Annotated in this window: 22 protein-coding genes; 12 read left to right on the top strand and 10 right to left on the bottom strand. The window is 73.3% G+C overall.

All coding sequences use genetic code 11. The features are described from left to right. Positions 1-173: 173 nt before the first annotated feature. The gene (yczE, locus tag NHG27_RS14205) at positions 174-935 is read right to left on the bottom strand and encodes a membrane protein YczE (protein ID WP_497016721.1); all 762 of its coding nucleotides are present in this window, start codon (positions 933-935) and stop codon (positions 174-176) included. Between the two features lie 61 nt (positions 936-996). Between yczE and yczR the strand changes: the two genes are divergently transcribed. Next, positions 997-2472 carry a MocR-like transcription factor YczR gene (gene yczR / locus NHG27_RS14200; RefSeq protein ID WP_497016720.1) on the top strand — a complete coding sequence of 492 codons (1476 nt, stop codon included), beginning with the start codon at positions 997-999 and terminating at the stop codon, positions 2470-2472. A 102-nt stretch (positions 2473-2574) separates the two neighbouring features. On the opposite strand, the gene NHG27_RS14195 is transcribed toward yczR, so the two are convergent. From NHG27_RS14195 to NHG27_RS14180, 4 genes are read right to left on the bottom strand one after another with little or no spacing between them, the layout of a single operon-like run. Beyond that, positions 2575-2784: a hypothetical protein gene (locus tag NHG27_RS14195; RefSeq protein ID WP_193721430.1), complete on the bottom strand. Its 210-nt coding sequence runs from the start codon at positions 2782-2784 to the stop codon at positions 2575-2577. Further along, positions 2781-3854, bottom strand: a complete 1074-nt coding sequence (locus NHG27_RS14190) for a quinone-dependent dihydroorotate dehydrogenase (RefSeq protein WP_497016719.1) — start codon at positions 3852-3854, stop codon at positions 2781-2783. Before NHG27_RS14190 ends, NHG27_RS14195 begins: the two co-directional genes overlap by 4 nt. Next, a complete protein-coding gene (locus tag NHG27_RS14185) occupies positions 3851-4363 on the bottom strand; it encodes a hypothetical protein (RefSeq protein WP_497016718.1) in 513 nt (170 codons plus the stop codon). Before NHG27_RS14185 ends, NHG27_RS14190 begins: the two co-directional genes overlap by 4 nt. An 11-nt stretch (positions 4364-4374) precedes the next feature. Continuing rightward, on the bottom strand, positions 4375-4731 hold the full coding sequence (locus NHG27_RS14180; protein WP_193721433.1) for a hypothetical protein: 357 nt from the start codon (positions 4729-4731) through the stop codon (positions 4375-4377). 95 nt (positions 4732-4826) lie between these two features. On the opposite strand from NHG27_RS14180, the gene NHG27_RS14175 reads away from it, so the two are divergent. Then, positions 4827-6329, top strand: coding sequence for a leucyl aminopeptidase (locus NHG27_RS14175; protein WP_497016717.1), 1503 nt, complete (start codon positions 4827-4829; stop codon positions 6327-6329). A 126-nt stretch (positions 6330-6455) separates the two neighbouring features. Here the strand turns inward: NHG27_RS14175 and NHG27_RS14170 are convergent, their stop codons facing one another. Beyond that, positions 6456-6800, bottom strand: a complete 345-nt coding sequence (locus NHG27_RS14170) for an oxidoreductase (protein WP_193720267.1) — start codon at positions 6798-6800, stop codon at positions 6456-6458. Positions 6801-7017: 217 nt separating this feature from the next. On the opposite strand from NHG27_RS14170, the gene lpdA reads away from it, so the two are divergent. The 3 genes from lpdA (at position 7018) to NHG27_RS14155 (ending at position 11255) form a co-directional block, all read left to right on the top strand. Further along, positions 7018-8400 (top strand): dihydrolipoyl dehydrogenase, encoded by a 1383-nt coding sequence (gene lpdA / locus NHG27_RS14165; RefSeq protein ID WP_193720268.1) that lies wholly within the window; start codon positions 7018-7020, stop codon positions 8398-8400. 29 nt (positions 8401-8429) lie between these two features. After that, positions 8430-10211, top strand: a complete 1782-nt coding sequence (gene sucB, locus NHG27_RS14160) for a 2-oxoglutarate dehydrogenase, E2 component, dihydrolipoamide succinyltransferase (protein WP_497016716.1) — start codon at positions 8430-8432, stop codon at positions 10209-10211. A 153-nt stretch (positions 10212-10364) separates the two neighbouring features. Beyond that, a complete protein-coding gene (locus NHG27_RS14155; protein ID WP_497016715.1) occupies positions 10365-11255 on the top strand; it encodes a TIGR01777 family oxidoreductase in 891 nt (296 codons plus the stop codon). 19 nt (positions 11256-11274) lie between these two features. Here the strand turns inward: NHG27_RS14155 and NHG27_RS14150 are convergent, their stop codons facing one another. Beyond that, positions 11275-12891 carry a protein kinase family protein gene (locus tag NHG27_RS14150; protein WP_497016714.1) on the bottom strand — a complete coding sequence of 539 codons (1617 nt, stop codon included), beginning with the start codon at positions 12889-12891 and terminating at the stop codon, positions 11275-11277. Between the two features lie 91 nt (positions 12892-12982). Beyond that, on the bottom strand, positions 12983-14035 hold the full coding sequence (locus NHG27_RS14145) for a Gfo/Idh/MocA family protein (protein ID WP_497016713.1): 1053 nt from the start codon (positions 14033-14035) through the stop codon (positions 12983-12985). A gap of 113 nt (positions 14036-14148) precedes the next feature. Between NHG27_RS14145 and NHG27_RS14140 the strand changes: the two genes are divergently transcribed. Continuing rightward, the gene (locus NHG27_RS14140; RefSeq protein ID WP_497016712.1) at positions 14149-14877 is read left to right on the top strand and encodes an HNH endonuclease family protein; all 729 of its coding nucleotides are present in this window, start codon (positions 14149-14151) and stop codon (positions 14875-14877) included. A gap of 81 nt (positions 14878-14958) precedes the next feature. Here the strand turns inward: NHG27_RS14140 and NHG27_RS14135 are convergent, their stop codons facing one another. Next, on the bottom strand, positions 14959-17262 hold the full coding sequence (locus NHG27_RS14135) for an MMPL family transporter (protein WP_497016711.1): 2304 nt from the start codon (positions 17260-17262) through the stop codon (positions 14959-14961). A 36-nt stretch (positions 17263-17298) separates the two neighbouring features. On the opposite strand from NHG27_RS14135, the gene NHG27_RS14130 reads away from it, so the two are divergent. From NHG27_RS14130 to NHG27_RS14110, 5 genes are all read left to right on the top strand, one after another. After that, positions 17299-17751 (top strand): MarR family winged helix-turn-helix transcriptional regulator, encoded by a 453-nt coding sequence (locus NHG27_RS14130; protein ID WP_193720275.1) that lies wholly within the window; start codon positions 17299-17301, stop codon positions 17749-17751. 9 nt (positions 17752-17760) lie between these two features. Then, on the top strand, positions 17761-18441 hold the full coding sequence (gene lipB / locus NHG27_RS14125; RefSeq protein WP_497016710.1) for a lipoyl(octanoyl) transferase LipB: 681 nt from the start codon (positions 17761-17763) through the stop codon (positions 18439-18441). A 203-nt stretch (positions 18442-18644) separates the two neighbouring features. Beyond that, positions 18645-20015 (top strand): MFS transporter, encoded by a 1371-nt coding sequence (locus NHG27_RS14120; protein WP_497016709.1) that lies wholly within the window; start codon positions 18645-18647, stop codon positions 20013-20015. 64 nt (positions 20016-20079) lie between these two features. Further along, positions 20080-21081, top strand: coding sequence for a lipoyl synthase (lipA, locus tag NHG27_RS14115; protein WP_193720278.1), 1002 nt, complete (start codon positions 20080-20082; stop codon positions 21079-21081). 167 nt (positions 21082-21248) lie between these two features. Further along, the gene (locus tag NHG27_RS14110; protein WP_193720279.1) at positions 21249-21980 is read left to right on the top strand and encodes a DUF4191 domain-containing protein; all 732 of its coding nucleotides are present in this window, start codon (positions 21249-21251) and stop codon (positions 21978-21980) included. A 391-nt stretch (positions 21981-22371) separates the two neighbouring features. Here NHG27_RS14110 and NHG27_RS14105 read toward each other — a convergent pair whose 3' ends face one another. Continuing rightward, positions 22372-22812, bottom strand: a complete 441-nt coding sequence (locus tag NHG27_RS14105) for an RDD family protein (RefSeq protein WP_193720280.1) — start codon at positions 22810-22812, stop codon at positions 22372-22374. 215 nt (positions 22813-23027) lie between these two features. On the opposite strand from NHG27_RS14105, the gene glnA reads away from it, so the two are divergent. Continuing rightward, entirely contained in the window at positions 23028-24452 is a 1425-nt protein-coding gene (gene glnA, locus NHG27_RS14100) for a type I glutamate--ammonia ligase (protein ID WP_193720281.1), read from the top strand. Positions 24453-24484: the final 32 nt, after the last annotated feature.

Here is a 24484-nt window from a genome sequence, read left to right as displayed (position 1 = left end):
GGCGACCGCCTGCCGACGCCGCCCCCGGGTGCTCGCGGAGCACCCGGGGTCGTCGTCGTCCTGCAGGGCCCGGGCTGCCAGGACGGGTGTCGGACATGCACGTCGGGCTGTTCCCAGGGGGTCTCGGGCGAGCCGGAGCGCACGTTCTGCGGCGGGCTGCCCGCCAAGGCCTCCTAGGCGGCGTCGGGCTCGGGCTCGCCCGGCACGTGACCCGGACCGCGCGTGCGCCGCGTCCCCCCGCCTGGCCCCGTGCCCTCGGCCCCCTCCCCCAGGGCGACGTCCTCCGGGAGGTGCGCGACGCCGTCGAGCACCTCGAACGGGACGACCGCCGGTCGCAGGTGCGGCGCGAGCCGGCGCGCGGCGACCTGGACGACAGGCCCGACGCCCAGCGCGTACAGGACCGTGGCCCACCCGAGCGTCCCGCCGAGCGCGAAGCCGATCGCGACCACGAGGACCTCGATCGCGGTCTTGACGCGTCGCACGGGCCAGCCCGTGCGGGCGACGAGGCCGGTCATGAGCCCGTCGCGCGGGCCCGGGCCGAGGCGGGCCCCGAGGTACGCGGCGGTCGCGACCCCGTTGAGGGCGACGCCCGCGACCGCGAGCGCCACCCTCGTGCCCGTGGAGGGGTCGGGGTCGACGCGCTCGAGCAGGAGGAGGAACGGGTCGAGGGTCGCGCCGATCACGACGATGTTGGCGATGGTGCCGATTCCGGGGCGTTGGCGCAGCGGGATCCACAGCAGCATGACCACGACGCTCGACGCGACGACGACCGCGCCGAGGGCCAGCCCGGAGCGCCGGGCCACGCCCTGGTGGAAGACGTCCCACGGCATGGCGCCCATGCCCGAGTGGATGAGCATGGCCATGGTCAGGGAGAAGCCGAAGAGCCCGAGCGTGAGCTGGACGGTGCGGCGCAGGGGGTTGAAGGTCGTGGGCACTCCCCTACTCTGCGGCCTCAATGGACTGGTGATCCATAGCCAATTCAGGAAGAGTGGCCCCATGGTCACCTCGATCGCCGCCCCCGCGCTCCCCCCGGTGCATCGCCGGCTCTCGGCTCCGGCGCTCGGCGCCCTCATCGCCGGGTGGCAGACCGACGGCCCCGCCTACGTGGCGCTCGCCGACGCGGTCCGCGGCGCGGTGCTGTCCGGCACCGTCGCCCCGCACACCCGCCTGCCGAGCGAACGGGACCTCGCCGGGACCCTCGGCGTCTCCAGGACCACCACGGCCGCCGCGTACGCGGCCCTGCGCGAGCGGGGGTTCGTCACGAGCCGCACGGGCGTCGGGACCGTCGCGGTCCTGCCCCGGCCCACGCGCCGCACGCAGCCCCAGTGGTGCGGCGGCGACGCGCCCGTGCCCCTCGGCGTCGAGCCGCCCGACGACCTGGTCGACCTCAGCCAGGCAGCGCCCGCGGCCCCCTCGCAGCTCCACGCGGCCTACGGGCGTGCGCTCGAGGCGCTGCCCGCCTACCTGTCGGGCCGCGGGTACGAGCCGCTCGGCCTCCACCCGTTGCGCGAGGCCGTGGCGCAGCGCCTGACCGAGCGCGGCACGCCCACGACGCCGGACCAGGTCCTCGTCACGACGGGCGCCCAGCACGCGATCACGACCGTCGCGCAGTCGCTGCTGGCGACACGCGACCGGGTCGTGGTCCAGTCCCCGACGTACGCGCACGGCATCGAGACGATGGCCCGTCGCGGGGCGCGCGTCGTCGGTTTCCCCGTGGGGGCGGGCCTGCCCGGCGACGGACCGGGGTTCGACGTCGCGCTCTTCGAGTCGACCATCCGCGCCGCGACGCCGCGCCTGGTCTACCTGATCCCCGACTTCCACAACCCCACGGGCTACAGCCTCACGCCCGACGAGCGCGCCCAGGTCCGGCGCGTCGCGCTCCGGCACCGGGTCACGGTGATCGGCGACGAGACCCTCACCGACATCGCGCTCGACGGCCCCTCGCCCGAGCCGCTCGTGGGCGACGGGTCCGCGACGAGCCACCTGCTCACCGTGGGGTCGGCGTCCAAGACGTTCTGGGGCGGGCTGCGCGTGGGGTGGGTCAGGGCGCACCCCGACGTCGTCGCTCACCTCGCGCGCGTCCGTGGCGCGAGCGACATCGCGACCTCGGTCCTCGAACAGCTCGCGGTCGTCGAGCTGCTCGCCCGGCGCGACGAGGTCCTCGCCGAGCGGCTGCCGCTCCTGAGGTCGCAGCGCGACCTGCTGCGCTCGGCCGTGACGGCCGCGATCCCGTCGTGGCGCGTGACGTCACCCCCGGGAGGGCTGTCCCTGTGGATCGACCTGGGCCGCCCGCTCGCCCACGCCCTGGCCGCGGCCGCGGCGGTCCGCGGCGTGGTGATCAACCCGGGTCCGTCCCTCACGCCCGACGGCGGAGCCGCCTCGCGCGTGCGGCTCACGTTCGCGCCGGACGCCGAGGCGATCGGGCGGGCCGTGCCCCGGCTCGTGGCGGCGTGGGAGCACGTCGCTGGGTAGGTCGTCTCGCCGGCGTCGTCGGCCCCGACGAGGCCGGGTGGCCCCTGACGTACGGCACCTCCAGGGGGCTACCTCACGGCTCCCGAGCAGCAGGCCGCGCGCCTACGCCGTGCGCAGCTCCACGGTCGCCGTGACCTGCGCGCCGTCGTTCAGCAGGCGGGCCGCCACGGCTCCTTGGGCCGCGAGGTCGCGCCACGTCTCGCCGAGCCACTGCTCGGCGTCGAACTGGTTGGTGAACGCCGGGCTCACGGGGGTCGTGAGCGCGCGCCCGTCCGCGTCGTCGAGCTCCCACACCCACTGGGGTCGGATCATCGTGCGCCTCCACCTCGGGCGTCCCGCACCAGGGACCGGTTGATGCTCGCGGCCCAGAACGGGCCGTTGTAGATCATGCCGGTGTAACCCTGCACGAGGTCGGCGCCCGCCGCCAGGTAGGCGCGCGCGTCGTCGGCGGTCGAGATGCCGCCCACGCCGATGATCGTGACGTCCGGGCCGAGGCGACCGCGCAGGCGGGCGACGACGTCGAGCCCGCGCTCGAGCAGCGGCGGGCCGGAGAGCCCACCCGGGCCCAGGTCGTGCCCGATCGTCGTGTTGACGGCCACGACGCCGTCGAGGCCGAGCTCGAGCGCGAGGTCGGCGACGGCGTCGACGTCCTCGTCCGCGAGGTCCGGGGCGATCTTGACGAGCAGCGGGACGCGGCGCACCCCGGCGGCGCGCGTCGCGTCGTCGGCCGCCTCGCGGACCGCCTGCAGGATGGGACGCAGGGCCTCGGTCGACTGCAGGTCCCGCAGGCCCGGGGTGTTGGGCGAGGACACGTTGACGACCAGGTAGTCGGCGTGGGGCGCGAGCAGCCCGGCGCTCGTCGCGTAGTCGCCCGCGGCGTCCTCGGCGGGCGTGACCTTGGTCTTGCCGATGTTCGCGCCGATCATGATGGCGCGCCCGGACGCCGAGCGCCTCAGGGCATCGAGGCGCTGGGCCGCGGCCGCCGCGCCCTCGTTGTTGAAGCCCATGCGGTTGCGGATGCCGCGCAGCGACAGCTCACGCCACATGCGCGGCTTCTCGTTGCCGGGCTGCGCGTGCGCCGTCACGGTGCCGATCTCGATGAACGCGAAGCCCAGCATGGTCAGGCCACGGATCGCCCGGGCGTTCTTGTCGAACCCGCCAGCGAGCCCGAACGGCGCCGGGAACGAGCGGCCGAGCGCCTGGACGCTGCCGGGGCCGTTCGCGCCGCGGCCCAGGTACGGGGCGGCGGCGCCCTGGATCACGTCCCCCACGACGGGCGTGCGTCCCGCGAGGGAGATGACCGGGAACACCACCTCGTGCGCCGTCTCGGGGTCCATGTGCCTGAAGACGCCGTTGAAGAGGAGGGAGTACAGCCGGCTCATGCGAGATCCTTCGGTTCGGTGCTGGGGGTCTGGGGTGGTCGCGTGCGCCACAGCCACGTCAGGCCGACGACGGGCAGGACGAGCGGGACGAACCCGTACCCGATCCCGAAGTCGGACCACACGGTCGCCTCGGGGAACGCGGCAGGGTCGAGCAACGACCAGGCGCCGACGGCGAGCACGCCCACGAGCTCGACGCTCACCGCGGTCCAGGCCACGGACCGCGACGTCCGTGAGCCGCGGGCGAGCGCGACCGTCGCGACGACGTACACCACGGCCGCGAGCGCCGAGAGCCCGTAGGCGATCGGGGCCTCGTGCCAGTCGCGCAGGAGCTGGATCGAGGCGCGGGCCGTCGCGGAGACCGCGAAGATCCCGTAGACGAGGACCAGGACCCGGCCGAACCCGCTGCCGGTGCTGCGCGCGCCGCCGGGGGCCGACTGGACGGGGGTGCCCGACGGCGGGGCGGTGCCCGCGGGGTCGGGTGCGGTCTCGGGGTTCTCGGGGTGCGTCACGCCGCTTCTCCTCAGGCGTTCCAGATCTGCCACAGCCGCCACTCCAGGAACGCGACGGTGACCGCCGCGGCCGCGAGCACGACCGAGCTCCAGCGGGTGCGCTCGGCGAAGGCCCACACGGCGGCGACGGGCAGGATGAACAGGGCAGTGATCAGATATCCCCAGAGCTTGACGGGGTCGCTCGCGGAGCTGCCCGTCGCCGCGAGGACTCCTGCGACGATCATCTGCAGGACGATCGCGCCCTCGATGACGGCACCGCCCCAGAGCTGCTTGAGGACGACGGCACGGTCGCGGGCGACGAACCACGCGGCCCAACCGGTGAGGGCTGCGCACAGCGCGACCACGAGGAGGACGAGGGGGAGGACCACGACGCCGAGCCTACCGGCGTCCGGCCCGCGGGCAGGAATCGCCCGCCGCACCCCGTGCCGATGGCTTCGCGCTGCGCAGCGGCTAGCATCGAGGCGTGGCTGAACTCACTCTCTCCAGCAAGAACCCGACCGGCGTGAAGGTGGACGCGCTCGTCGTCGGGACCCAGACGACCTCGGACGGCGTGGCCGTCGTGGGGGACGACCTCCCTCGCGACGTGGTCGCCGAGCTCGAGGCCCTCGCCCCGGCGCTGGGCATCACCGGTGCTCGCGACGAGGTGCGCACGGTGCCCGCGGGCTCCCACCTCAAGGCCGGTGTCCTCGTCCTGACCGGGCTAGGCGCTCGTGACGAGTCGGGGACCTTCGCGGCCGAGACGCTGCGCCGTGCGGCGGGCGCCGCGGTGCGCGAGCTCAAGGGGGCCGCGTCGGTCGCGGTCGCCCTCCCCGCGCAGGACGAGGCCGAGGTCGCCGCGATCGCGGAGGGTGCGCTGCTCGGTGCGTACTCCTTCACGCGCTACCGCGACGTCTCGGGCGCCGCGGGCTCGACCAAGCCGGCCGGCACGGTCTCGACGATCGAGGTCCTCACGTCGCTCGCCCGGGGCTCGAAGGCCAAGGCTGCGGTCGAGCGGGCCGCGACGATCGCAGCCGCGGTCCACGCGACGCGCGACCTGGTCAACACCGCCCCGAACGACCTGTACCCCGCGGCGTTCGCCGACATCGCCAAGGCCGCGGCCAAGGGCACGGGCATCAAGGTGACCGTGCTCGACGAGAAGGCGCTCGCGGCGGGCGGCTACGGCGGCATCCTCGCCGTCGGGCAGGGGTCCTCGCGCGGCCCGCGCCTCGTCAAGGTGTCGTACTCCCCCTCGCGCCCGCACGCCAAGGTCGCGCTCGTGGGCAAGGGCATCACGTTCGACTCGGGCGGCATCTCGATCAAGCCCGCCAAGGGCATGGAGGCCATGAAGTCGGACATGGCCGGAGCCGCGGCCGTGCTGCACACCGTGCTCGCGGCGTCGCGGCTCGGGCTGCCCGTCGCGGTGACCGGTTGGCTCTGCCTCGCGGAGAACATGCCCTCGGGCACCGCGCAGCGTCCCTCGGACGTCATCACGATCCGCGGCGGCAAGACCGTCGAGGTCCTCAACACGGACGCCGAGGGCCGCCTCGTCATGGCCGACGGACTGGTCGCCGCGGTCGAGGAGAAGCCCGACGTCGTGCTCGACGTCGCGACCCTCACGGGCGCGCAGATGGTAGCGCTCGGCACGCGCGTCTCCGCGGTCATGGGGTCCGACGACGTCCGCAGCGAGGTCGTCGCCGCGGCCGAGGCGGCGGGCGAGCAGTTCTGGCCCATGCCCCTGCCCGAGGAGCTCGGCGCGTCGATGAAGTCGAAGGTCGCGGACATCGCGAACATCGGCGACCGGTTCGGCGGGATGCTCGTCGCGGGCCTGTTCCTCCAGGAGTTCGTGGGCTCGACCCCGTGGGCCCACCTCGACATCGCGGGCCCCTCGTTCAACGAGGGCTCGGCGTTCGGCTACACCCCGGTCGGCGGCACGGGCGTCGCGGTCCGCACCCTCGTCGAGCTGCTCGAGGCACGCGCGACGAAGTAGCCGGGAGCGGTCGGCGGGGAGACCCGCCGACCGCCGGCAGGACTCGGCGGGGCTGGCGGGGCGCGACCGGCGCGGGCGCCCCCGTCCTGTCGTGTGTCGGGGTCCGGCGCGGGGCGGGGCGTGCGCTCAGCGCCGGCGCTGCTTGGAGTTCCAGTCGCGCATGCGCTGGGGGTACCCCGTGAAGTTCACGTCGTAGACCGGGAGCTGGAGCTGCTCGGCCACCTTGCGCGCGGCCTTCGCGTCGGGGACCCGACGCCTGGTCCACTCCCCCGTGGTCGCGATGAGCATGAGCGTCGTGGGGGTGTCGTTCGTCGGTGGCTCGATGTACGCCTCGACCCCGACGCGCGTGCGCGCGAAGTCGGCGAGGTGCTCGAGGGTCGCACGGCGCTGGTCGGCCGTCGACGGGGCGCCCGCCGGGGCGCCGGCGCCGTTCGCGGGCTTGCGGGAGAAGAGCTGCGACAGCCTGGACATGGAGGAAGGGTACTTGCTCCACCTGGTGCGTTCCTGGGATCGCCCCCGACTTCCGCCGTGCCCCGACGAGCGGCAGACCCGGCCGGGGCGGGGCGTGCGGCTGTCTTGAGCATCACACGCCGTACCGTGCGTTCCGATTGGGGTACGGGTGACCGAAGTGCCAAGATGTCACGAGAACATTGCTCTCCCTCTTTTCGTATGCCTTAAGGAGCTGCACGTGGCCGAGACCGGCACACCTTTCGACGTCCTCGTCCTGGGCGGAGGCAGCGGCGGTTACGCCACGGCGCTGCGTGCCGCCGAGCTCGGCCTGGACGTCGCTCTCGTCGAAGCACACAAGCTGGGCGGGACCTGCCTGCACAACGGCTGCATCCCCACGAAGGCTCTGCTGCACGCGGCCGAGCTCGCCGACAACGCCCGCGAGGGCAGCGCGTACGGCGTGCTGAGCCAGCTGCAGGGCATCGACATGAACGGCGTGAACAAGTACAAGGACGGCGTCATCGCCGGGCTGTACAAGGGCCTCCAGGGCCTGATCAAGTCGCGCAAGATCACGGTCGTCGAGGGCCACGGCACGCTCGTCGCCGCGGACACGGTCGAGGTCGCGGGCCAGCGCTACACGGGCAGGAACGTCGTGCTCGCCACGGGGTCCTACGCCCGCTCGCTGCCCGGCCTGGAGATCGGTGGCCGCGTCATCACGTCCGACCAGGCGCTGACGCTGGACTACGTGCCCAAGACCGCGATCGTCCTGGGCGGCGGCGTGATCGGCGTCGAGTTCGCGAGCGTCTGGAAGTCGTTCGGCGCCGAGGTGCAGATCATCGAGGCCCTCCCGCACCTCGTCCCCAACGAGGACGAGTCGCTGTCGAAGGCGCTCGAGCGCGCGTTCCGCAAGCGCGGCATCGGCTTCACGCTGGGCGACCGCTTCTCGGGCGTCACCCAGGACGACTCGGGCGTGCACGTGACGCTCGAGTCCGGCAAGACGTTCGACGCCGACCTGCTGCTGGTCGCCGTGGGCCGTGGCCCCCGCACCGCGGACCTCGGCTTCGAGGCCCAGGGCATCACCATGGACCGCGGCTTCGTGATCGTCGACGAGCGCCTCCACACGGGCGTCGGCAACATCTACGCCGCCGGCGACATCGTCCCCGGGCTCCAGCTCGCGCACCGCGGCTTCGCCCAGGGCATCTTCGTCGCCGAGCAGATCGCGGGCCTCGACCCGACGCCGATCGTCGAGTCGGGCATCCCCCGCGTGACGTACTGCGAGCCGGAGGTCGCGTCGGTCGGTCTGACCGAGGCCAAGGCCAAGGAGCTGCACGGCGCAGACGGCGTCGAGACGCTCGAGTACAACCTTGCCGGCAACGGCAAGAGCAAGATCCTCGGGACCACGGGCTTCGTCAAGCTCGTCCGCCAGAAGGACGGCCCCGTCGTCGGCGTGCACATGGTCGGCGCCCGCGTCGGCGAGCTCATCGGCGAAGGCCAGCTCATCGTGAACTGGGAGGCGTACCCCGAGGACGTCGCCGCCCTGGTCCACGCGCACCCCACGCAGAACGAGGCTCTCGGAGAGGCCCACCTGGCCCTCGCCGGCAAGCCGCTGCACGCCCACAACTGACCCAACGATCGAAGGAGACCCGAGAGGTCATGTCTGACAACGTGCAGATGCCCGCACTGGGCGAGTCCGTCACCGAGGGAACCGTCACCCGCTGGCTCAAGGCCGTCGGTGAGAGCGTCGAGATCGACGAGCCCCTGCTCGAGGTCTCGACCGACAAGGTCGACACCGAGATCCCGTCGCCGTTCGCCGGCGTGCTCGAGCAGATCCTCGTCCAGGAGGACGAGACCGTCGAGGTCGGCACCGACCTCGCCGTGATCGGGTCCGGCTCCGGCTCGGCCGCGCCTGCCGCAGAGGCCCCGGCCGCCGAGCCTGCGCCCGCTCAGGAGGCTCCGGCCGCCGAGCCGGCACCGGCTCAGGAGGCACCGGTTCAGGAGGCACCCGCCGCCGAGGCCGCCCCCGCTGCCGAGGCGCCCGCCGCCTCGGGCGGCGAGGAGATCAAGCTCCCCGCGCTGGGCGAGTCCGTCACCGAGGGAACCGTCACCCGCTGGCTCAAGGCCGTCGGCGAGACCGTCGAGGTCGACGAGCCCCTGCTCGAGGTCTCGACCGACAAGGTCGACACCGAGGTCCCCTCCCCCGTGGCGGGCACCGTCCAGCAGATCCTGGTCCAGGAGGACGAGACCGTCGAGGTCGGCACCGTCCTCGCGATCGTCGGCTCGGGTGCGGCGGCCCCGGCCGCCTCAGCACCGGCACCGGCCCCCGAGGCGGCCCCCGCACCGGCACCGGCACCCGCTCCGGCACCTGCGCCGGCACCCGCCGAGAAGGCTCCCGAGGCCGCCCCGGCTCCCGCCGCGGCTCCGGCTCCGGCTCCGGCTCCGGCCGCCGAGGCTCCAGCCGCTCCCGCGGCCCCGGCCTCGCGCGCCACGTCGGGCTCGACCGGCGGCTCGTACCTGACCCCGCTCGTGCGCAAGCTCGCGGCGGAGAAGGGTGTCGACGTCTCGACCCTCACGGGCACGGGCGTCGGCGGCCGCATCCGCAAGGAGGACGTCCTCGAGGCGGCCGCCAAGGCGGAGGCTGCCAAGGCTGCTCCCGCACCCGCTGCCGCTGCGCCGTCGGGCTCCGCGCCCAAGTCCCCCAGCGTCCCGGCCGTGTCGCCCCTGCGCGGGACGACCGAGAAGATGTCGCGCCTGCGCAAGCTCGTCGCGACGCGCATGGTCGAGGCCCTGCAGACGCAGGCGCAGCTCACCACGGTGGTCGAGGTCGACGTGACCAAGGTCGCCAAGCTGCGTGCCAGGGCCAAGAACGACTTCAAGGCTCGCGAGGGCGCCAACCTCACGTTCCTGCCGTTCTTCACGCTCGCCGCGGTCGAGGCCCTCAAGGCCTTCCCGAAGATCAACGCGAGCATCGAGGGCGACTCGGTCGTCTACCACCCGCAGGAGAACGTCGGCATCGCGGTCGACACCGAGCGCGGCCTGGTCGTGCCGGTCATCAAGGACGCCGGTGACCTCAACCTCGCCGGTCTCGCCCGCAAGATCGCGGACCTCGCGGGTCGGACCCGCATCAACAAGGTCGCACCGGACGAGCTGGGTGGCGCGACGTTCACGATCACGAACACCGGTTCCGGTGGCGCGCTGATCGACACGCCGATCGTCCCGGGCGGCCAGGTCGCGATCCTGGGCACGGGCACGATCGTCAAGCGCCCGGTCGTCGTGACGGACGCGGACGGCAACGAGTCGATCGCGATCCGGTCGATGAGCTACATCTTCCTGTCGTACGACCACCGCCTGGTCGACGGTGCGGATGCAGCCCGCTTCCTGGGTGCGATCAAGAACCGCATCGAGGAGGGCGCCTTCGAGTCCGAGGTCGGTCTCTGACCCTCGGAGCCCGCTGAGCCCCACCACGCCGCAGGCCCCTCGACCCGTCCGGGTCGGGGGGCCTGCGGCGTCCGCGGGCTCACGATCCGCCGGTCGCGGGCGACGTGCGGCACGGGTGGCGCACGTCGCGCGTCGGAGCCGTACCGTGGTCGCATGGACATCGTCGTGGCCGGGTCGCACGGTCTCATCGGTACGGAGCTCCTCGAACGGCTGCGCGAGCGCGGCGACACGGTACGTCGCCTGGTGCGCCGCCCTCCCCAGGCAGCGCACGAGATCTTCTGGGACCCGGACGAGGACGCTCTGGACCCCCGCGCGCTCGAGGGCGCGGACGCCGTGGTCAACTTCGCGGGCGCGGGCGTCGGCGACCACCGGTGGACGACCGAGTACAAGCGCACCATCCTCGAGTCCCGCACACGCACGACCGGCCTGATCGCCCGGACGCTCGCCCACCTCGACGCTCCCCCTCCCGTCCTCCTCCAGGGCACCGCGGTCGGCTACTACGGCGGCCGGGGCGCCGAGGTGCTCACCGAGACCTCGGGGCCGGGCACGGGCTTCCTGGCGCGCGTCGTGACCGAGTGGGAGGCCGCGACGCGCCCTGCGCAGGACGCGGGGGTGCGGGTCGCTCACCTGCGCACGGGCATCGTCATGGCGCCCGACGGCGGCGCGCTCGGCCGCATGCTGCCCCTCCTGCGGTGGGGCGTGGGAGGGAGGCTCGGCAGCGGTCGGCAGTACTGGAGCTGGATCACGCTGCGCGACCACGTCTCGGCCGTGCTGCACCTGCTCGGGTCCGACGTGCACGGCCCGGTGAACCTCACGGGGCCTGAGCCGGCGACGAACGCCGAGGTCACCCGTGCGCTCGCCGAGGCCCTGCACCGGCCGGCGGCGCTGGCCGTCCCGTCGGTCGCGCTCAAGGTCGCGCTCGGGGAGTTCGCGTCCGACGTCCTGGGGTCGCAGCGGGCGCTGCCGCGGGTCCTGGAGGCGAGCGGCTTCACGTTCGAGCACCCCGACCTGGCGTCCGCCGCCGAGTGGGTCGTCTCGGGGTGAGCTCGCCCCACCCCTCGCCTCACCCCACCTCGCTCACCCGCCAGCCGGCGTCGGTCCACCGCAGGGTCAGGAGAGCCCTGGAGGACGTGGCCTCGGGCACCGTCGTCCGCGTGCCGTCGGCCGCCCGCTGGGTGTGCTCGGACACGGAGTAGGTCACCTCGACCTGCACCTCGTCCCCCAGGCGCGGGCCGAGGTCGCCGCCCGGCCCCGGGGACCGCTCGCCCCCGGCGCCCGCGTCCGTCACCCGGTAGACGACCCGCGCCTCGTCGACCGAGGCGACGGCCCCTTCGATGACGACCCCCGACGTCGCGATGCGGTCGAGGAGCGTGGCGTCGGCCGCCGCGGCGGGCGAGCCGGGCACCAGGACCTCGTCCGGCGAGCCACCTCCCGCGAGGAGCGCGACACGGCGCTCGGTGAGGTCGGCGGCAGCCGCGGCCGGGTCCTCACCGCGCAGGGTCGCGTCGCCCGGTGAGCCGGCGGGCGCTCCCTCGACGGCCGGCGCCCCCGAGGCCCCCGGCCGCGCTCCCTGCTGGCCCACGAGGTGCGAGCGCACGACCAGCCCTCCCGCGACGAGCAGCGCGCAGGTCAGCAGGACGAGACCTGCGACCAGACCGGGGTGCAGGTCGGCGCCCGCGCCCACGCTCCGTCGTCGAGCACCACGCGCGGGACGCACGGGCACGCCCGACCGTGATCCGGTGCGTCGACGAGCCGTGCGGTCTCCTCCCCCGGGACCCCGGCGCGCAGGGACCGCGGGGACGTCCCCGGCCCGCTCCTGCCCCGCTGGACGCCGGCCCGCACGAGCCGCACCCTGCCGGGCGGCGACGGCGGCCGCCGCGAGGCGGGCTGGGTCCGGCACCGTGATCGGGGTCGGAGGGGCCGCCTCGTAGCAGGCCGCAGCGAAGGTCCCGACCTCGGGTCTCGTGCGGGCGTCGGACCGGCGGGCGGCGGCGAGCTCGGCGTGCAGCGCAGCGAGGCCCGCGTCGGGCGGGCTGGCCCCGACCACGCCCGCAGCGGCCGCGGTGTCCGGCGGTGGGAGGACACCGGCGGCGAGCTCCGCGAGCGTCCGCACGTCCTCGGGCGCAGGCAGGGCGCACAGGTCCAGCGGCAGCCGGAGCACGGGCCGCCCGCCGCCGTCGACCAGGACGTCCGACACGTCCACCCCGCCGTACGAGAGCCCCGACCCGTGCAGCACCGCCAGCGCCTGCGCGAGAGGGACGAGCAGCGTCACGGCCTCGCCCGCCTCGAGCGGCCCCCGACAGCCCAGCAGGAGCTCCAGGGCCCCACCCGGGGGGCGCCGCGAGACGAGCGCGAGGTGCTCGGCGTCCGCCTCCACGATCTCCTCGACGACCGCCAGGTGCTCGTGGTCGAGCCGCCGCAGCGCGTCGAGCCGTTCGACGAGCCGCGCCCGTGCCGCAGGTCCGGCGGGCACCGGGACCAGCCCGACGTCCAGGTACCGGCCCGCACCGTCGACCACGACCCAGCGCCGGACCCCGGCCGGGCCGTCCCGCTCGTCCGGCTCCACGACGAGCCACCCCCGACGTGCCAGGAGGTCGGAGACGACGGGCGGTGGCGCCGACGGGTCGGTCGCACCCCGACCGTCCGAGCGGGAGGACCGGGACGCGCGGACGCTCGACATGGCCCCATCTCAGCAGAGCGCGCACCGTGCCGACGGGTTGTCCACAGGACCGCCCGTGGTGCGGCGCAGCACGTCCGGCGCCGCCCGCTGCTCAGACGTCGAGCCGTCGCCCGCTGCGTGCGCTCTCGCGGGCCACGTCCAGCACGTGCGCGGTCCGCACCGCGTCGGCCGGGTCGACGGGCACGGGTCCGCCGTCCAGCCACTCGGCCACCGCCCGGTAGAAGTCGGCATGGCCCCCCGGCGCGCGGGGCACCGGGTGCCGGTCCCGCCCTCGCGTGACCCACCCCTCGGTTCCGTCCGGGGCCGCGTCGTCGAACACCTCGAACGGCGAGGCGTCGTTCTCGAACGTCGTCACGACGTAGGCGCCGGCGTCTCCCAGCACGCGGGTGCGCGGTCCCGGGGCCCCCACGACCGAGGCCGCCCAGAGCCGGCTGACCACCTCGTGCCCGTCCGACGGCGCATGGTGCAGCGTCAGGAACACGTCGTCCTCGGTCGGTGTCGTCAGGGCACGCAGCTCGGCATAGACCGACCGGACGGGTCCGAACAGCTGGGTGGCCGAGTCCACGAGGTGGGGACCCAGGTCGAGCAGCAGCCCACCCCCGACGGGGTCGTTCTCCTTCCAGCGCTGCTGCGGCACGGGACGCCACCGCTCCCAGCGCCGCTCGAACGTGTGCACGCGCCCCAGCTCGCCCGACGCGAGCACCGACCGCAGCGTGAGCTGCTCGGGGTCCCAGCGGCGGTTCTGGAACACCGTGAACGGCGTCCCCGCGGCGGCCGCCGTCGCCACGACGTCCGCGGCCTGCGCGCCGTCGAGAGCGATGGGCTTGTCCAGCACGAACGGGACGCCCGCGGCCGCGACCTGCGCCGCGTGCTCGGCGTGCAGCGCGGAGGGGCTCGCGACCACCACCACGTCGTAGGCCGCGCGGTCCCCGAGCAGACCCGCGAGGTCCTCGTGCAGCCGCACTCCCGGCCAGTCCTCCTCCGCCGCAGCGCGACGCTCGGGGTTCCTGGCCACGACCGCCGTCACCACGAGGCCGGCCTCGCGGGCCAGGCGCGCGTGGATGCCCCGGCCCGCCCCGCCGTACCCGACCAGCCCGACCCGCGCCGTGCCGGGATTGCGCTCCTGCCCAGTGGTTCCACTCATGGCGACCAATCTAGCCGCCGTCCCGGAGCACTCCGGAAGGCTGGCAGAATGTACGAATCCTCCTGGAACTGTCGTTCTCGGCATGTGTCCGAGTTCGGGAAGGTCGTCGTCCCTTGAGCACCCAGAGCACGAGCTCGAAGAGCAGAAGGAGTGCGCGCCTGCGCCGCGCCCTCCGCACCATCCTCATCGCCCTGGCGCTGGGGATCGTCATCGCCAACGCGGTGAGCCAACCCACGATCGAGGCCAACGAGGCACCGGCGACCGGGACGGCCCTCGCGGCCCTCGAGACGCTCGAGGTCAAGGGCGTCGCCGCCTCGACCGGCTACGAGCGGGAGAACTTCGGGTCAGCCTGGGCCGACGTCGACGGCAACGGGTGCGACACCCGCAACGACATCCTGGCCCGCGACCTCACGGACCTCACGTACTCGACCCGGGACAAGGCCTGCGAGGTACGCACCGGCACGTTCGCCGACCCGTACACGGGCGAGACCATCAGCTTCGTGCGCGGCAACAAGACCAGCTCGGCCGTCCAGATCGACCACGTGATCCCGCTCATGGACGCCTGGCGCAAGGGCGCCCAGTCGTGGGACGACGAGACCCGGCTGCGCTTCGCGAACGATCCCCTCAACCTGCTCGCCTCCGACGGGTCCGCCAACCAGTCCAAGGGCGCGCGCGACGCGTCGGCCTGGCTGCCGCCCAACCACGCGTTCCGGTGCACCTACATCGCGCGGCAGATCGCCGTGAAGGCGGAGTACGAGCTGTGGGTCACACCGTCCGAGCACGAGGCGATGGCGACCGTCCTCGACCGCTGCCCGTCGGAGCCGCTGCCCGTCGTCCCCTGACGGCGCGGATCCCGGGCGACCGGGGTGCGAGTCCCGGGCGAGCCGCCTGACGCGAGGCAGCCCGCCCGGGCCCGCGGCTTCTCAGGGTGCGCTGCGCCGCAGCGCACCCGGCCACCAGACGACCCGTCCGACGTCGTGCACCAGTGCCGGGACGAGCAGGCTGCGGACGATCAGGGTGTCGACGAGGACACCGAACGCGACGATGAACGCGAGCTGGGCGAGGAACAGCAGCGGGATCACGCCGAGCGCCGCGAACGTCGCCGCGAGCACGACGCCGGCCGACGTGATGACCGACCCCGTGACGGCCAGCGCACGCAGCGTGCCTCGCCGTGTCCCGATGATCGCCGACTCCTCGCGGACGCGGGTCATGAGGAAGATCGAGTAGTCCACGCCGAGCGCCACGAGGAAGCAGAACGCGTAGAGCGGGACGGTCGGGTCGGCACCGGGGAAGTCGAGCACGTGGTTGAAGACGATCGCCGACACGCCCAGCGCCGCACCGAACGAGAGCACGTTGGCCGCCATGAGCAGGACCGGCGCGAGGATCGAGCGCAGCAGCAGCATGAGGATCAGCAGGATCACGACCAGGACGACGGGCACGATCACGCGCAGGTCGTGGTCTCCCGCGATCTGCGTGTCCAGGCGCTCGGCGCTGGCACCGCCCACGAGCGCCTCGGGCGAGACCTCGTGGACCGCGTCGCGCAGCGCGGCGACGGTACTGGTCGCGGCGTTGGTGTCGCTCGGGTCCTCGGTCACGACGTCGATGCGCACGTCGCCGTCGATCACGAGCGGCGGTCCCTGCGCGGGGGCGCCGGGCGCACCGCCCGTGCCGCCCTCGGTGACCGCTGCGGCCGAGGCCACGCCGTCGGTGCCGGTCGCGGCCTGGAGCACGGCGTCGAGGTCGCCCTCGGGAGCCACGACGATCGCGGGCTGCACGCCGACGCCGCCGAAGTGCTCCTCGAGCACCTGCTCGCCGTCGACCGAGTCGACCTGGGTCAGGAACACGTCGGAATCGCTCGTGCCCTCGGCCTGGAAAGTCGGCACGAATGCGGCGCAGCCAGCGAGGACGAGGGTCGTCACGATCCACACCGCGCGGTCGCGTCGTCCCACGAAGCTCGCGACGCGGGACCAGATCCCGTGGCCCGCGACGTGCACCTCGACGTCGTGGCTCGCGGCGAGCGCGAGGTCGCGTGCCCCCTCAGGGGCACCCTGACCACTCGCCGGCGGGGCCACCGGAGAGGTGGTCGACCCCTCGACCTCGTCCGCCGCTGCCGGGTCGTAGGCGGGCTTGCGCGGCCAGAAGATGCCGCGCGAACGCCTGCCGCCGATCACGAGCAGCGCCGGCAGGAACGTGAGCGCACCGAGGAAGGCCGCCGCGATGCCGATGGCCCCGACGGGGCCGAGGCTCCGGTTGGAACCCAGGTCGGAGAGCAGCAGGCAGAGCAGGCCGGCGATCACGGTCCCGGCCGAGGCGGCGATGGGCTCGATCGAGGCACGCAGCGCCCGGCGGACCGCGGTGTACGGGCTCTCGACGACGCGCAGCTCCTCGCGGTAGCGCGCCACGACGAGCAGCGAGTAGTCGACCGCGGCGCCCACGACGAGGATCGAGAGGATGCCCTGGGCCTGGCCGTTGAGGGTCAGGGTGCCCGCGTCGGCCAGCAGGTAGACGACGAGGCCTGCGAGGCACAGCGCGAAGACGGCGGTGAGGATCACCATGAACGGCAGGATCGGCGAGCGGTAGACGACCGCGAGGATGATCAGCACGGCGCCGAGCGCGACGAGCAGCAGGACCGTGTCGATCCCGCCGAACGCGTTGACCAGGTCCGCCACGAAGCCGGCGGGGCCCGTGACCCAGGCCTGGAGGCCCGAGTCGGCGAGCGCGGTCTCGAGCTCGGCGCGGATCTCGGCGATCACGACGTTGTTGACGCGCTCGTCGTCGGCCATGAGGTCCGAGGTCTGGGCCGCGTCGAGCGACGCGACGATCATGGCGGCCTCGCCGTCCTCGGACGGCACGACCACGGGGTCTGCGGTGAGCGTGTCACCGACGGTCTGCGGGTCGTCCGGTCCGGCGCCGGGCAGGGGCAGGCCGGGGAGGTCGGCCGCGACGGCCCGGAGGGTCGCGAGCTGCTCGGGCGTGACCGCACCCCCGTCGGTCGGGACGGCGACGACGAGAGCGGGCAGGGACTCGTCGGACACGAAGGCCTGGGCCTTCTCAGCGGCGCGCGTGGACTCGGCGCTCGAGGGCAGGAAGGCTGCCGAGTCGTTGGTCTGGACGGTGCTGAGCTTGCCCTGCGCCTGCCCTCCGAGCGCGCCGATGGCGAGCCACACGCCAAGCACTGCGACAATGACCAGGCCTCGGAGCACACCACTCCAGCGATTACTCAGCATGCTGAGTACTATTGACGACGGAGGTCTCAGAAGCAAGTGGACAGCAACCCGGTCAGCAGGGAACCGAAGGACTGGCCGACAGGCCGGCTCCTGTCGGCGGTGACCCGTCGGATCGAGCGCGAGTGGAACCACCACCTCGACGGCTGGGACCTCAACCACGCCTCGATGCCCGTCCTCCTCCACCTTCTTGCCGGCCCCCGCACCCAGCGTCAGCTCGCAGCCGAGTCGCACATCACCGAGCAGACCATGAGCCGCGTCCTGGCCCGCCTCGAACGCTCGGGGTACATCACCCGCGAGGACGACCCGACGGACCGGCGCCGCCGCGCCGTGGCCATCACGCCGACCGGCCGCACGGCCGCCTTCGCCGCCGCGAACCCGCGACCCGCCGAGCAGCTCAGCACCCGGGGCCTGACCGAGGACCAGATCGCGACGCTGCGTGAGATCCTCATCACCATGGTCGAGGCCCACCCGCGCCCGGGCGAGGACTAGCCTGACCGCATGCATCTGCGCACCGAGGGGCCGGGCCTGACCGACTACCAGGACGCCTGGGACCTCCAGCGCCACCTCCACCAGGAGGTCGTGGACGGCATCAGCCCGGACACCGTGATCCTCGTGGAGCACCCGAGCGTGTACACGGCGGGCAGACGCACCAACCTCGCCGACCGGCCCGACGACGGCACACCCGTCGTCGACGTCGACCGCGGCGGGAAGATCACCTGGCACGGCCCGGGCCAGCTCGTGGCCTACCCGGTCGTCCGGCTCGCCGAGCCCGTCGACGTCGTCGCCTACGTGCGCGCGCTCGAGGCCGCAGTCATGGACGTGTGCACCGCGCTGGGCCTCACGACGCACCGCGTCGAGGGGCGCAGCGGCGTGTGGCTCGCCGCGACGGCGGCCCGCCGCGAGCGCAAGGTCTGCGCGATCGGCGTGCGCGTCGCGCGCGGCGTGACCATGCACGGCCTCGCGCTCAACTGCTGCCCCGACCTCGGGGAGTTCTCCCGGATCGTGCCGTGCGGCATCGCCGACGCCGACGTGACCTCCTTGACGCTCGAGACCGGGCGGCAGGTCACGATCGCCGAGGCCACCCCGCTCCTCGTCGAGGCGCTGCGCGAGCACCTGGTGCCGCTGCTCGCCGCCACGGCCGTGGTCCCGCCGACGCAGGCGGACACCGTCCGGGCCTGAACCGGGCCTGAACCGGGCCTGGACCGGGCCTGCATCAGACCTGGACCCGGCACCGCGCACGGCGCCGCAGGTGTGCCCGCGGCGCGGCCCCCTCCCGTTCTGCGCCCTTCGCCGCTAGAATGGGTCTCACCTCAAGGGAATCGCTGCGCAACCGGAGTACGGGTGGGTCGGTGCGCTGATCGATGGACCCTTGAAGGACCCTCATGACCCGCACTCCCAGTCCCCTCGCGCCCGCGCGCCCCGCACCCGGCGCGCCCGCAACCACCCCGGGAGCCACCGGCTCCCCCACGACGCCCCCGGACACCGAGCCCCGTCGCGGGACCCTCGCCACGTACGGCGAGCTCCCCCGCCTCGCCGGCAAGGCGTTCCTGCCCGTCGCCTTCCTCGCACGCCTGCCGTTCTCGATGATCACGATCGGCACGCTGCTCCTGGTCTCGACGACCACCGGCTCGCTCGCCCTCGGCGGTCTCGCGAGCGCCGCGGCCGCGGTCGGTACCGCGCTCGGGGGCCCCACCCAGGGCTCCGTCGCAGACCGGGTCGGGCAGCGCAGGGTGCTCCTCGTCGTCGTGCCCCTGGACGTCCTGGCGGTGATCGCGCTCGTCCAGGCCGCGACCGTGGGCGCACCCTCGGGTGTGATCCTCGGTGCGGCCGCGCTCGTGGGCGCGTTCGCCCCGCAGATCGGCCCGCTCGCGCGCGTGCGCTGGATCGCCATGACCCAGCACCGCCCGCGGACCCTGCTCGCCGCGATGGGCTACGAGAGCACGGCCGACGAGATCGGGTTCGTGCTCGGCCCCGCCCTGGTCGGCATCCTCGCGAGCGTGTGGTCCCCGCAGGCCGCGATGCTGTTCGCGGCCGCGGTGTGCGCGGTGTTCGGCCTGGCGTTCGCGCTGCACCCCACCGCGACGCCCGGCGCCCCGGCGCCCTCGCCCGCGGCGCAGTCCGCTGCGGGCCACGACGCCCACGGGTCGTTCGTAGGCCTCTTCCGCCGTGTGCTGGTCCCGGTCCTGGGGATGCTCGCGATGGGCATGCTGTTCGGCAGCACCCAGACGGCCGTCACGTCGTTCATGCGCGACGCGGGGGCCGAGGAGCAGGCGGGCCTGGTCTACGCGGTGCTCGGCTTCGGGTCGGCGATCACGGCGCTCGCCGTCGTCGCCCTGCCCGCACGGTTCGGTGCACGGTCGCGCTGGGTCTCGTTCGCGTCGGGCCTGACGGTGACCGCTCTGCTGACGTTCGTCGCGGGCGGCAGCGGGTCGCTCGGCACGCTGATCGGCGCCCTCGCGCTCCTGGGCCTGTTCGTGGGGCCCGTCATGGTCACGATCTTCACGGTCGGCGGCGACCTCAGCCCGAGCAGCCGCAGCGGCGCCGCGATGACGATGCTCGCGAGCGCGAACGTCGTGGGCGTCGCGCTCGGCGCGAGCGTCGGCGGTCAGGTCGCCGAGGACGTCGGGACCGCGGCGGCCTTCGCCCTGCCCGCGGTGGCCGCCGTACTGCTGGTCGTCACGGGGTTGTCGCTGCGCTCCCACCGGGGCCCCGTGGACACCCCCCGCCTCGACGAGGCTCCTGGCGTAGTCTGACTTTCACCCGAAACCGGGCACGACTCCAGGGGGGCCACAGCCCACCACGGACTGGGAGAGACGCGTGACGATCGCACCTGAAGGGCGGCGGATGCTGCGGGTCGAGGCCCGCAACGCCGCGACCCCCATCGAGAAGAAGCCCGAGTGGATCAAGACCCGGGCGACCATGGGACCCGAGTACACCGAGCTCAAGGGCCTGGTGCGCAAGGAGGGTCTGCACACGGTCTGCGAGGAGGCCGGCTGCCCCAACATCTTCGAGTGCTGGGAGGACCGCGAGGCGACCTTCCTCATCGGCGGCGACCAGTGCACGCGTCGCTGCGACTTCTGCCAGATCGACACGGGCAAGCCCGCCGACTTCGACGCGGACGAGCCGCGCCGCGTCGCGGAGTCGGTCCAGGCCATGGGCCTGCGCTACTCGACCATCACGGGCGTCGCGCGCGACGACCTGGCCGACGGGGGCGCCTGGCTCTACGCGGAGACCGTCCGGCAGATCCACGCGCTCAACCCGGGCACCGGTGTCGAGCTGCTCATCCCGGACTTCAACGCGATCCCCGAGCTGCTCGACGCGGTCAACGAGTCGCGCCCGGAGGTGCTCGCGCACAACGTCGAGACCGTGCCGCGCATCTTCAAGCAGATCCGCCCGGGCTTCCGGTACGACCGCTCGCTGTCGGTCATCACGCGGGCCCGCGAGGCCGGTCTGGTCACCAAGTCGAACATCATCCTCGGGATGGGCGAGACGATCGACGAGGCGAAGGAGGCCCTGCAGGACCTCCACGACGCAGGCTGCGACCTCATCACCATCACGCAGTACCTGCGCCCGTCGCTGCGTCACCACCCGGTCGCACGGTGGGTCAAGCCCGAGGAGTTCGTCGAGCTCTCGGACGAGGCCGAGCGCATCGGCTTCCTGGGCGTCATGTCCGGACCGCTGGTCCGGTCCTCGTACCGCGCGGGGCGGCTGTGGGGCCAGGCCATGAAGCGTCGCGGCATGGAGATCCCCGCTGCGCTCGCGCACCTGACCGAGCCCACGACGGCCCGTCAGGAGGCGGCGAGCCTGCTGGCCCGCTGACCTCCCTCCGGACCACGACCAACCCGGTCCGGACCTGCCCGACAGCGAGCCGGTCCCTGCTCCCTCTCCCCCGCCGACGTGCGAGAGAATCGGGGGGTGGGGTCCGGCTCGCCGCCGTCCCCGCCCGTTCACCGGAGCACTCTCCGCCACCACTAGACTGAGGCACCATGGCCCGCAACAAGAGCACCGCCCCCTCGACCGGGGTCGACGGCACCAAGCCGAAGAAGCAGAAGAAGCAGCGCTGGTACCACCAGGTCTGGGACGCGTACAAGATGACGCGCGCCGAGGACCCGGCGGTCACGTGGATCATGCTCGGCGTGTTCGTCGGCATCCTCGCGGTCGCGATCGGGATCGGCCTGGCCTGGGGCCCGTGGGTGTACACCCTCATCGTGGGTCTGCCGTTCGCGTTCCTCGGCTCGCTGTTCGTCCTGACGCGCCGCGCCGAGACCGCGGCCTACAGCCGCATCGACGGCCAGCCCGGTGCCGCGCGCGCCGCGCTCGGCACCATCCGCCGCGGCTGGACGTTCGACGACGAGCCCGTCGCCCTGACCCCGCAGCAGGACCTCGTGTTCCGCGGCGTCGGTCGCGCCGGCGTGGTACTCGTGGGTGAGGGCCCGACGCACCGCGTCGCCAAGCTGCTCGACGGCGAGAAGCGTCGTATCACGCGCGTCCTGCCCAACGTCCCGGTCACCACGATCCAGTGCGGCAACGGCGAGGGCCAGGTCCCGCTCAAGAAGCTCGCGCGCACGGTCCAGAAGCTGCGCCCCACGCTGACCAAGCCGGAGACGGCCGAGGTCAGCAAGCGCCTGCGCGCCCTGGGCGGCGCCAAGCTCCCCATCCCCAAGGGCATCGACCCCACGCGCGCCCGTCCCGACCGCAAGGGCATGCGCGGGCGCTGAGCCTGCTCTGCCCGCACCGGCAGCCCGTCGACGGTCCTCCGTCGGCGGGCTGTCGGCGTCAGGGGACGGTCGCGCCCGGAGACGTACTCGCGGTCAGGGGGTGGACACGCTCTTGCACGGCCGGGGACAGCGCGGCAGCGGCCCGGCTGCCAGGATCGCCCGACGGCGCCGCGGCGAGCGGGAGCACGCCTCACCGACCGCGGAGCCCGCCACGGGCTACGGACCATGAGAGATCCCGCCGCAGCACGTCGGCGGTACAGGCTCTCCTGGCGGCACACGCTCGTCGGGTGGACACCCGGAGGAACCCCGGGTCGAACCGGAGCGGCGCGCGGACGGGAGCGACGCCGTCGGGCACCGCGCCGGTACGGCGGGCAGTGCAGCCGGGCCCGCGTCAGGCGCGGACGATGACCGTGCCCGCGGCCTTGTCGTGCAGGCCGCGGCCGTCGCCGTCCCAGACCACGGCCGGGATGAGCAGGCACAGCAGGCCCGTGCGCACGAACCCGCGCCACAGGCCCACCATGCGGCCCTCACCGCCCAGGACCCGCACCTGCAGGCCCATGACCCGGTGGCCGATCGTGTAGCCCAGCGTGCTCACCAGGAGCAGGTTCTCGAGCGCGAAGACCGCGAGCGTCGCCATCGGGTTCTCGTCGAAGAGCAGGAAGCTGATGAGCAGGCACAGCACCCAGTCGATGACGAGCGCGACCACGCGACGGCCGACCGTCGCCAACGAGCCCGGACCGTCGGGCGGCAGGCCGAGCCGACCACCCCGGTCGTTCTCCCCGCCGGTCGGCGTACCCTCGAGCCAGGAACCCACATCTTCACGCGACACCACGGCACCAGCCTACGTGCCGCGGAGGAGGGCTCCGGCGCCCGTCCGGTTCGTCCTGGTTCTGGGAGTCCCGCCGCACGCCGTCTCGCCGATGTCACACGGCACGCCGGTGCGTAACACCGCCGAAACATTCGGTACACGGTCGGGAAACCCCTGGGGCCTAGGTTCGAGGCGCCACTGGAGGTACGGCCAGAGGACCCACTACCAAGGAGTTACGGATGTTCAAGAACGCGGAGGAGGCAATCGCCTTCACCCGGAACGAGGGCGTCGAGTTCGTCGACGTCCGGTTCTGCGACCTGCCGGGCGTGATGCAGCACTTCAACATCCCGATCTCGCAGTTCGCCGAGTCCGCCTTCACGGACGGCATGATGTTCGACGGGTCCTCGATCCGCGGCTTCCAGGCGATCCACGAGTCGGACATGAAGCTCATCCCCGACGTGACGACCGCCTACATCGACCCGTTCCGCAAGCGCAAGACGCTCATCGTGAACTTCTCGATCGTGGACCCCTTCACCGACGAGGCGTACTCCCGCGACCCGCGCAACGTCGCCTTCAAGGCCGAGGCGTACCTGCGCAGCACCGGCATCGCCGACACCGCGTTCTTCGCCCCCGAGGCCGAGTTCTACATCTTCGACGACGTCCGGTTCAAGACGAGCCAGAACGAGTCCTACTACCACCTCGACTCCAAGGAGGCGGCCTGGAACACCGGCCGCGTCGAGGAGGGTGGCAACCTCGGCTACAAGACCCGCTACAAGGGCGGCTACTTCCCCGTCTCCCCCAACGACCAGATGGCGGACCTGCGCGACGAGATGTGCGCCGTCCTCGACCAGGTCGGCCTGGACGTCGAGCGCGCGCACCACGAGGTGGGCACCGCCGGCCAGCAGGAGATCAACTACCGCTTCTCGACGCTGACCGCCGCGGCCGACGACCTGATGAAGTTCAAGTACGTCATCAAGAACGTCGCCTGGGAGGCCGGCAAGTCCGCGACCTTCATGCCCAAGCCCATCTTCGGCGACAACGGCTCGGGCATGCACTCGCACCAGTCCCTCTGGAAGGACGGCGAGCCGCTGTTCTACGACGAGAAGGGCTACGGCGGCCTGTCCGACCTCGCCCGCTGGTACATCGGCGGCCTCCTCAAGCACGCGCCCGCGCTGCTCGCCTTCACCAACCCGTCGGTCAACTCCTACCGTCGCCTGGTGCCCGGCTACGAGGCCCCCGTCAACCTGGTCTACTCGGCGCGCAACCGCTCCGCGTGCATCCGCATCCCCGTGACGGGCAACAACCCCAAGGCGAAGCGCGTCGAGTTCCGCGTCCCCGACCCGACGGCCAACCCCTACCTGGCGTTCGCCGCACAGCTCCTCGCAGGCATCGACGGCATCAAGAACCGCATCGAGCCGCCCGAGCCCGTCGACAAGGACCTCTACGAGCTGCCCCCCGAGGAGCACGCAGCGATCCAGCAGGTTCCCGCCTCGCTCGAGGAAGCCCTCGACGCCCTCGAGGCCGACCACGACTTCCTCACGGTCGGTGACGTCTTCACGCCCGACCTCATCGAGACGTGGATCACCTACAAGCGCGAGCACGAGGTCGACCCGATCCGCCTGCGCCCGCACCCGCACGAGTTCGAGCTGTACTACGACCTCTGATCGTCGGTGCTCGCGGTGGTAGTCGCGAGCTC

The organism is Oerskovia sp. 140933 (assembly GCF_059651515.1).
This window is presented reverse-complemented; position numbering and strand designations above follow the sequence as displayed.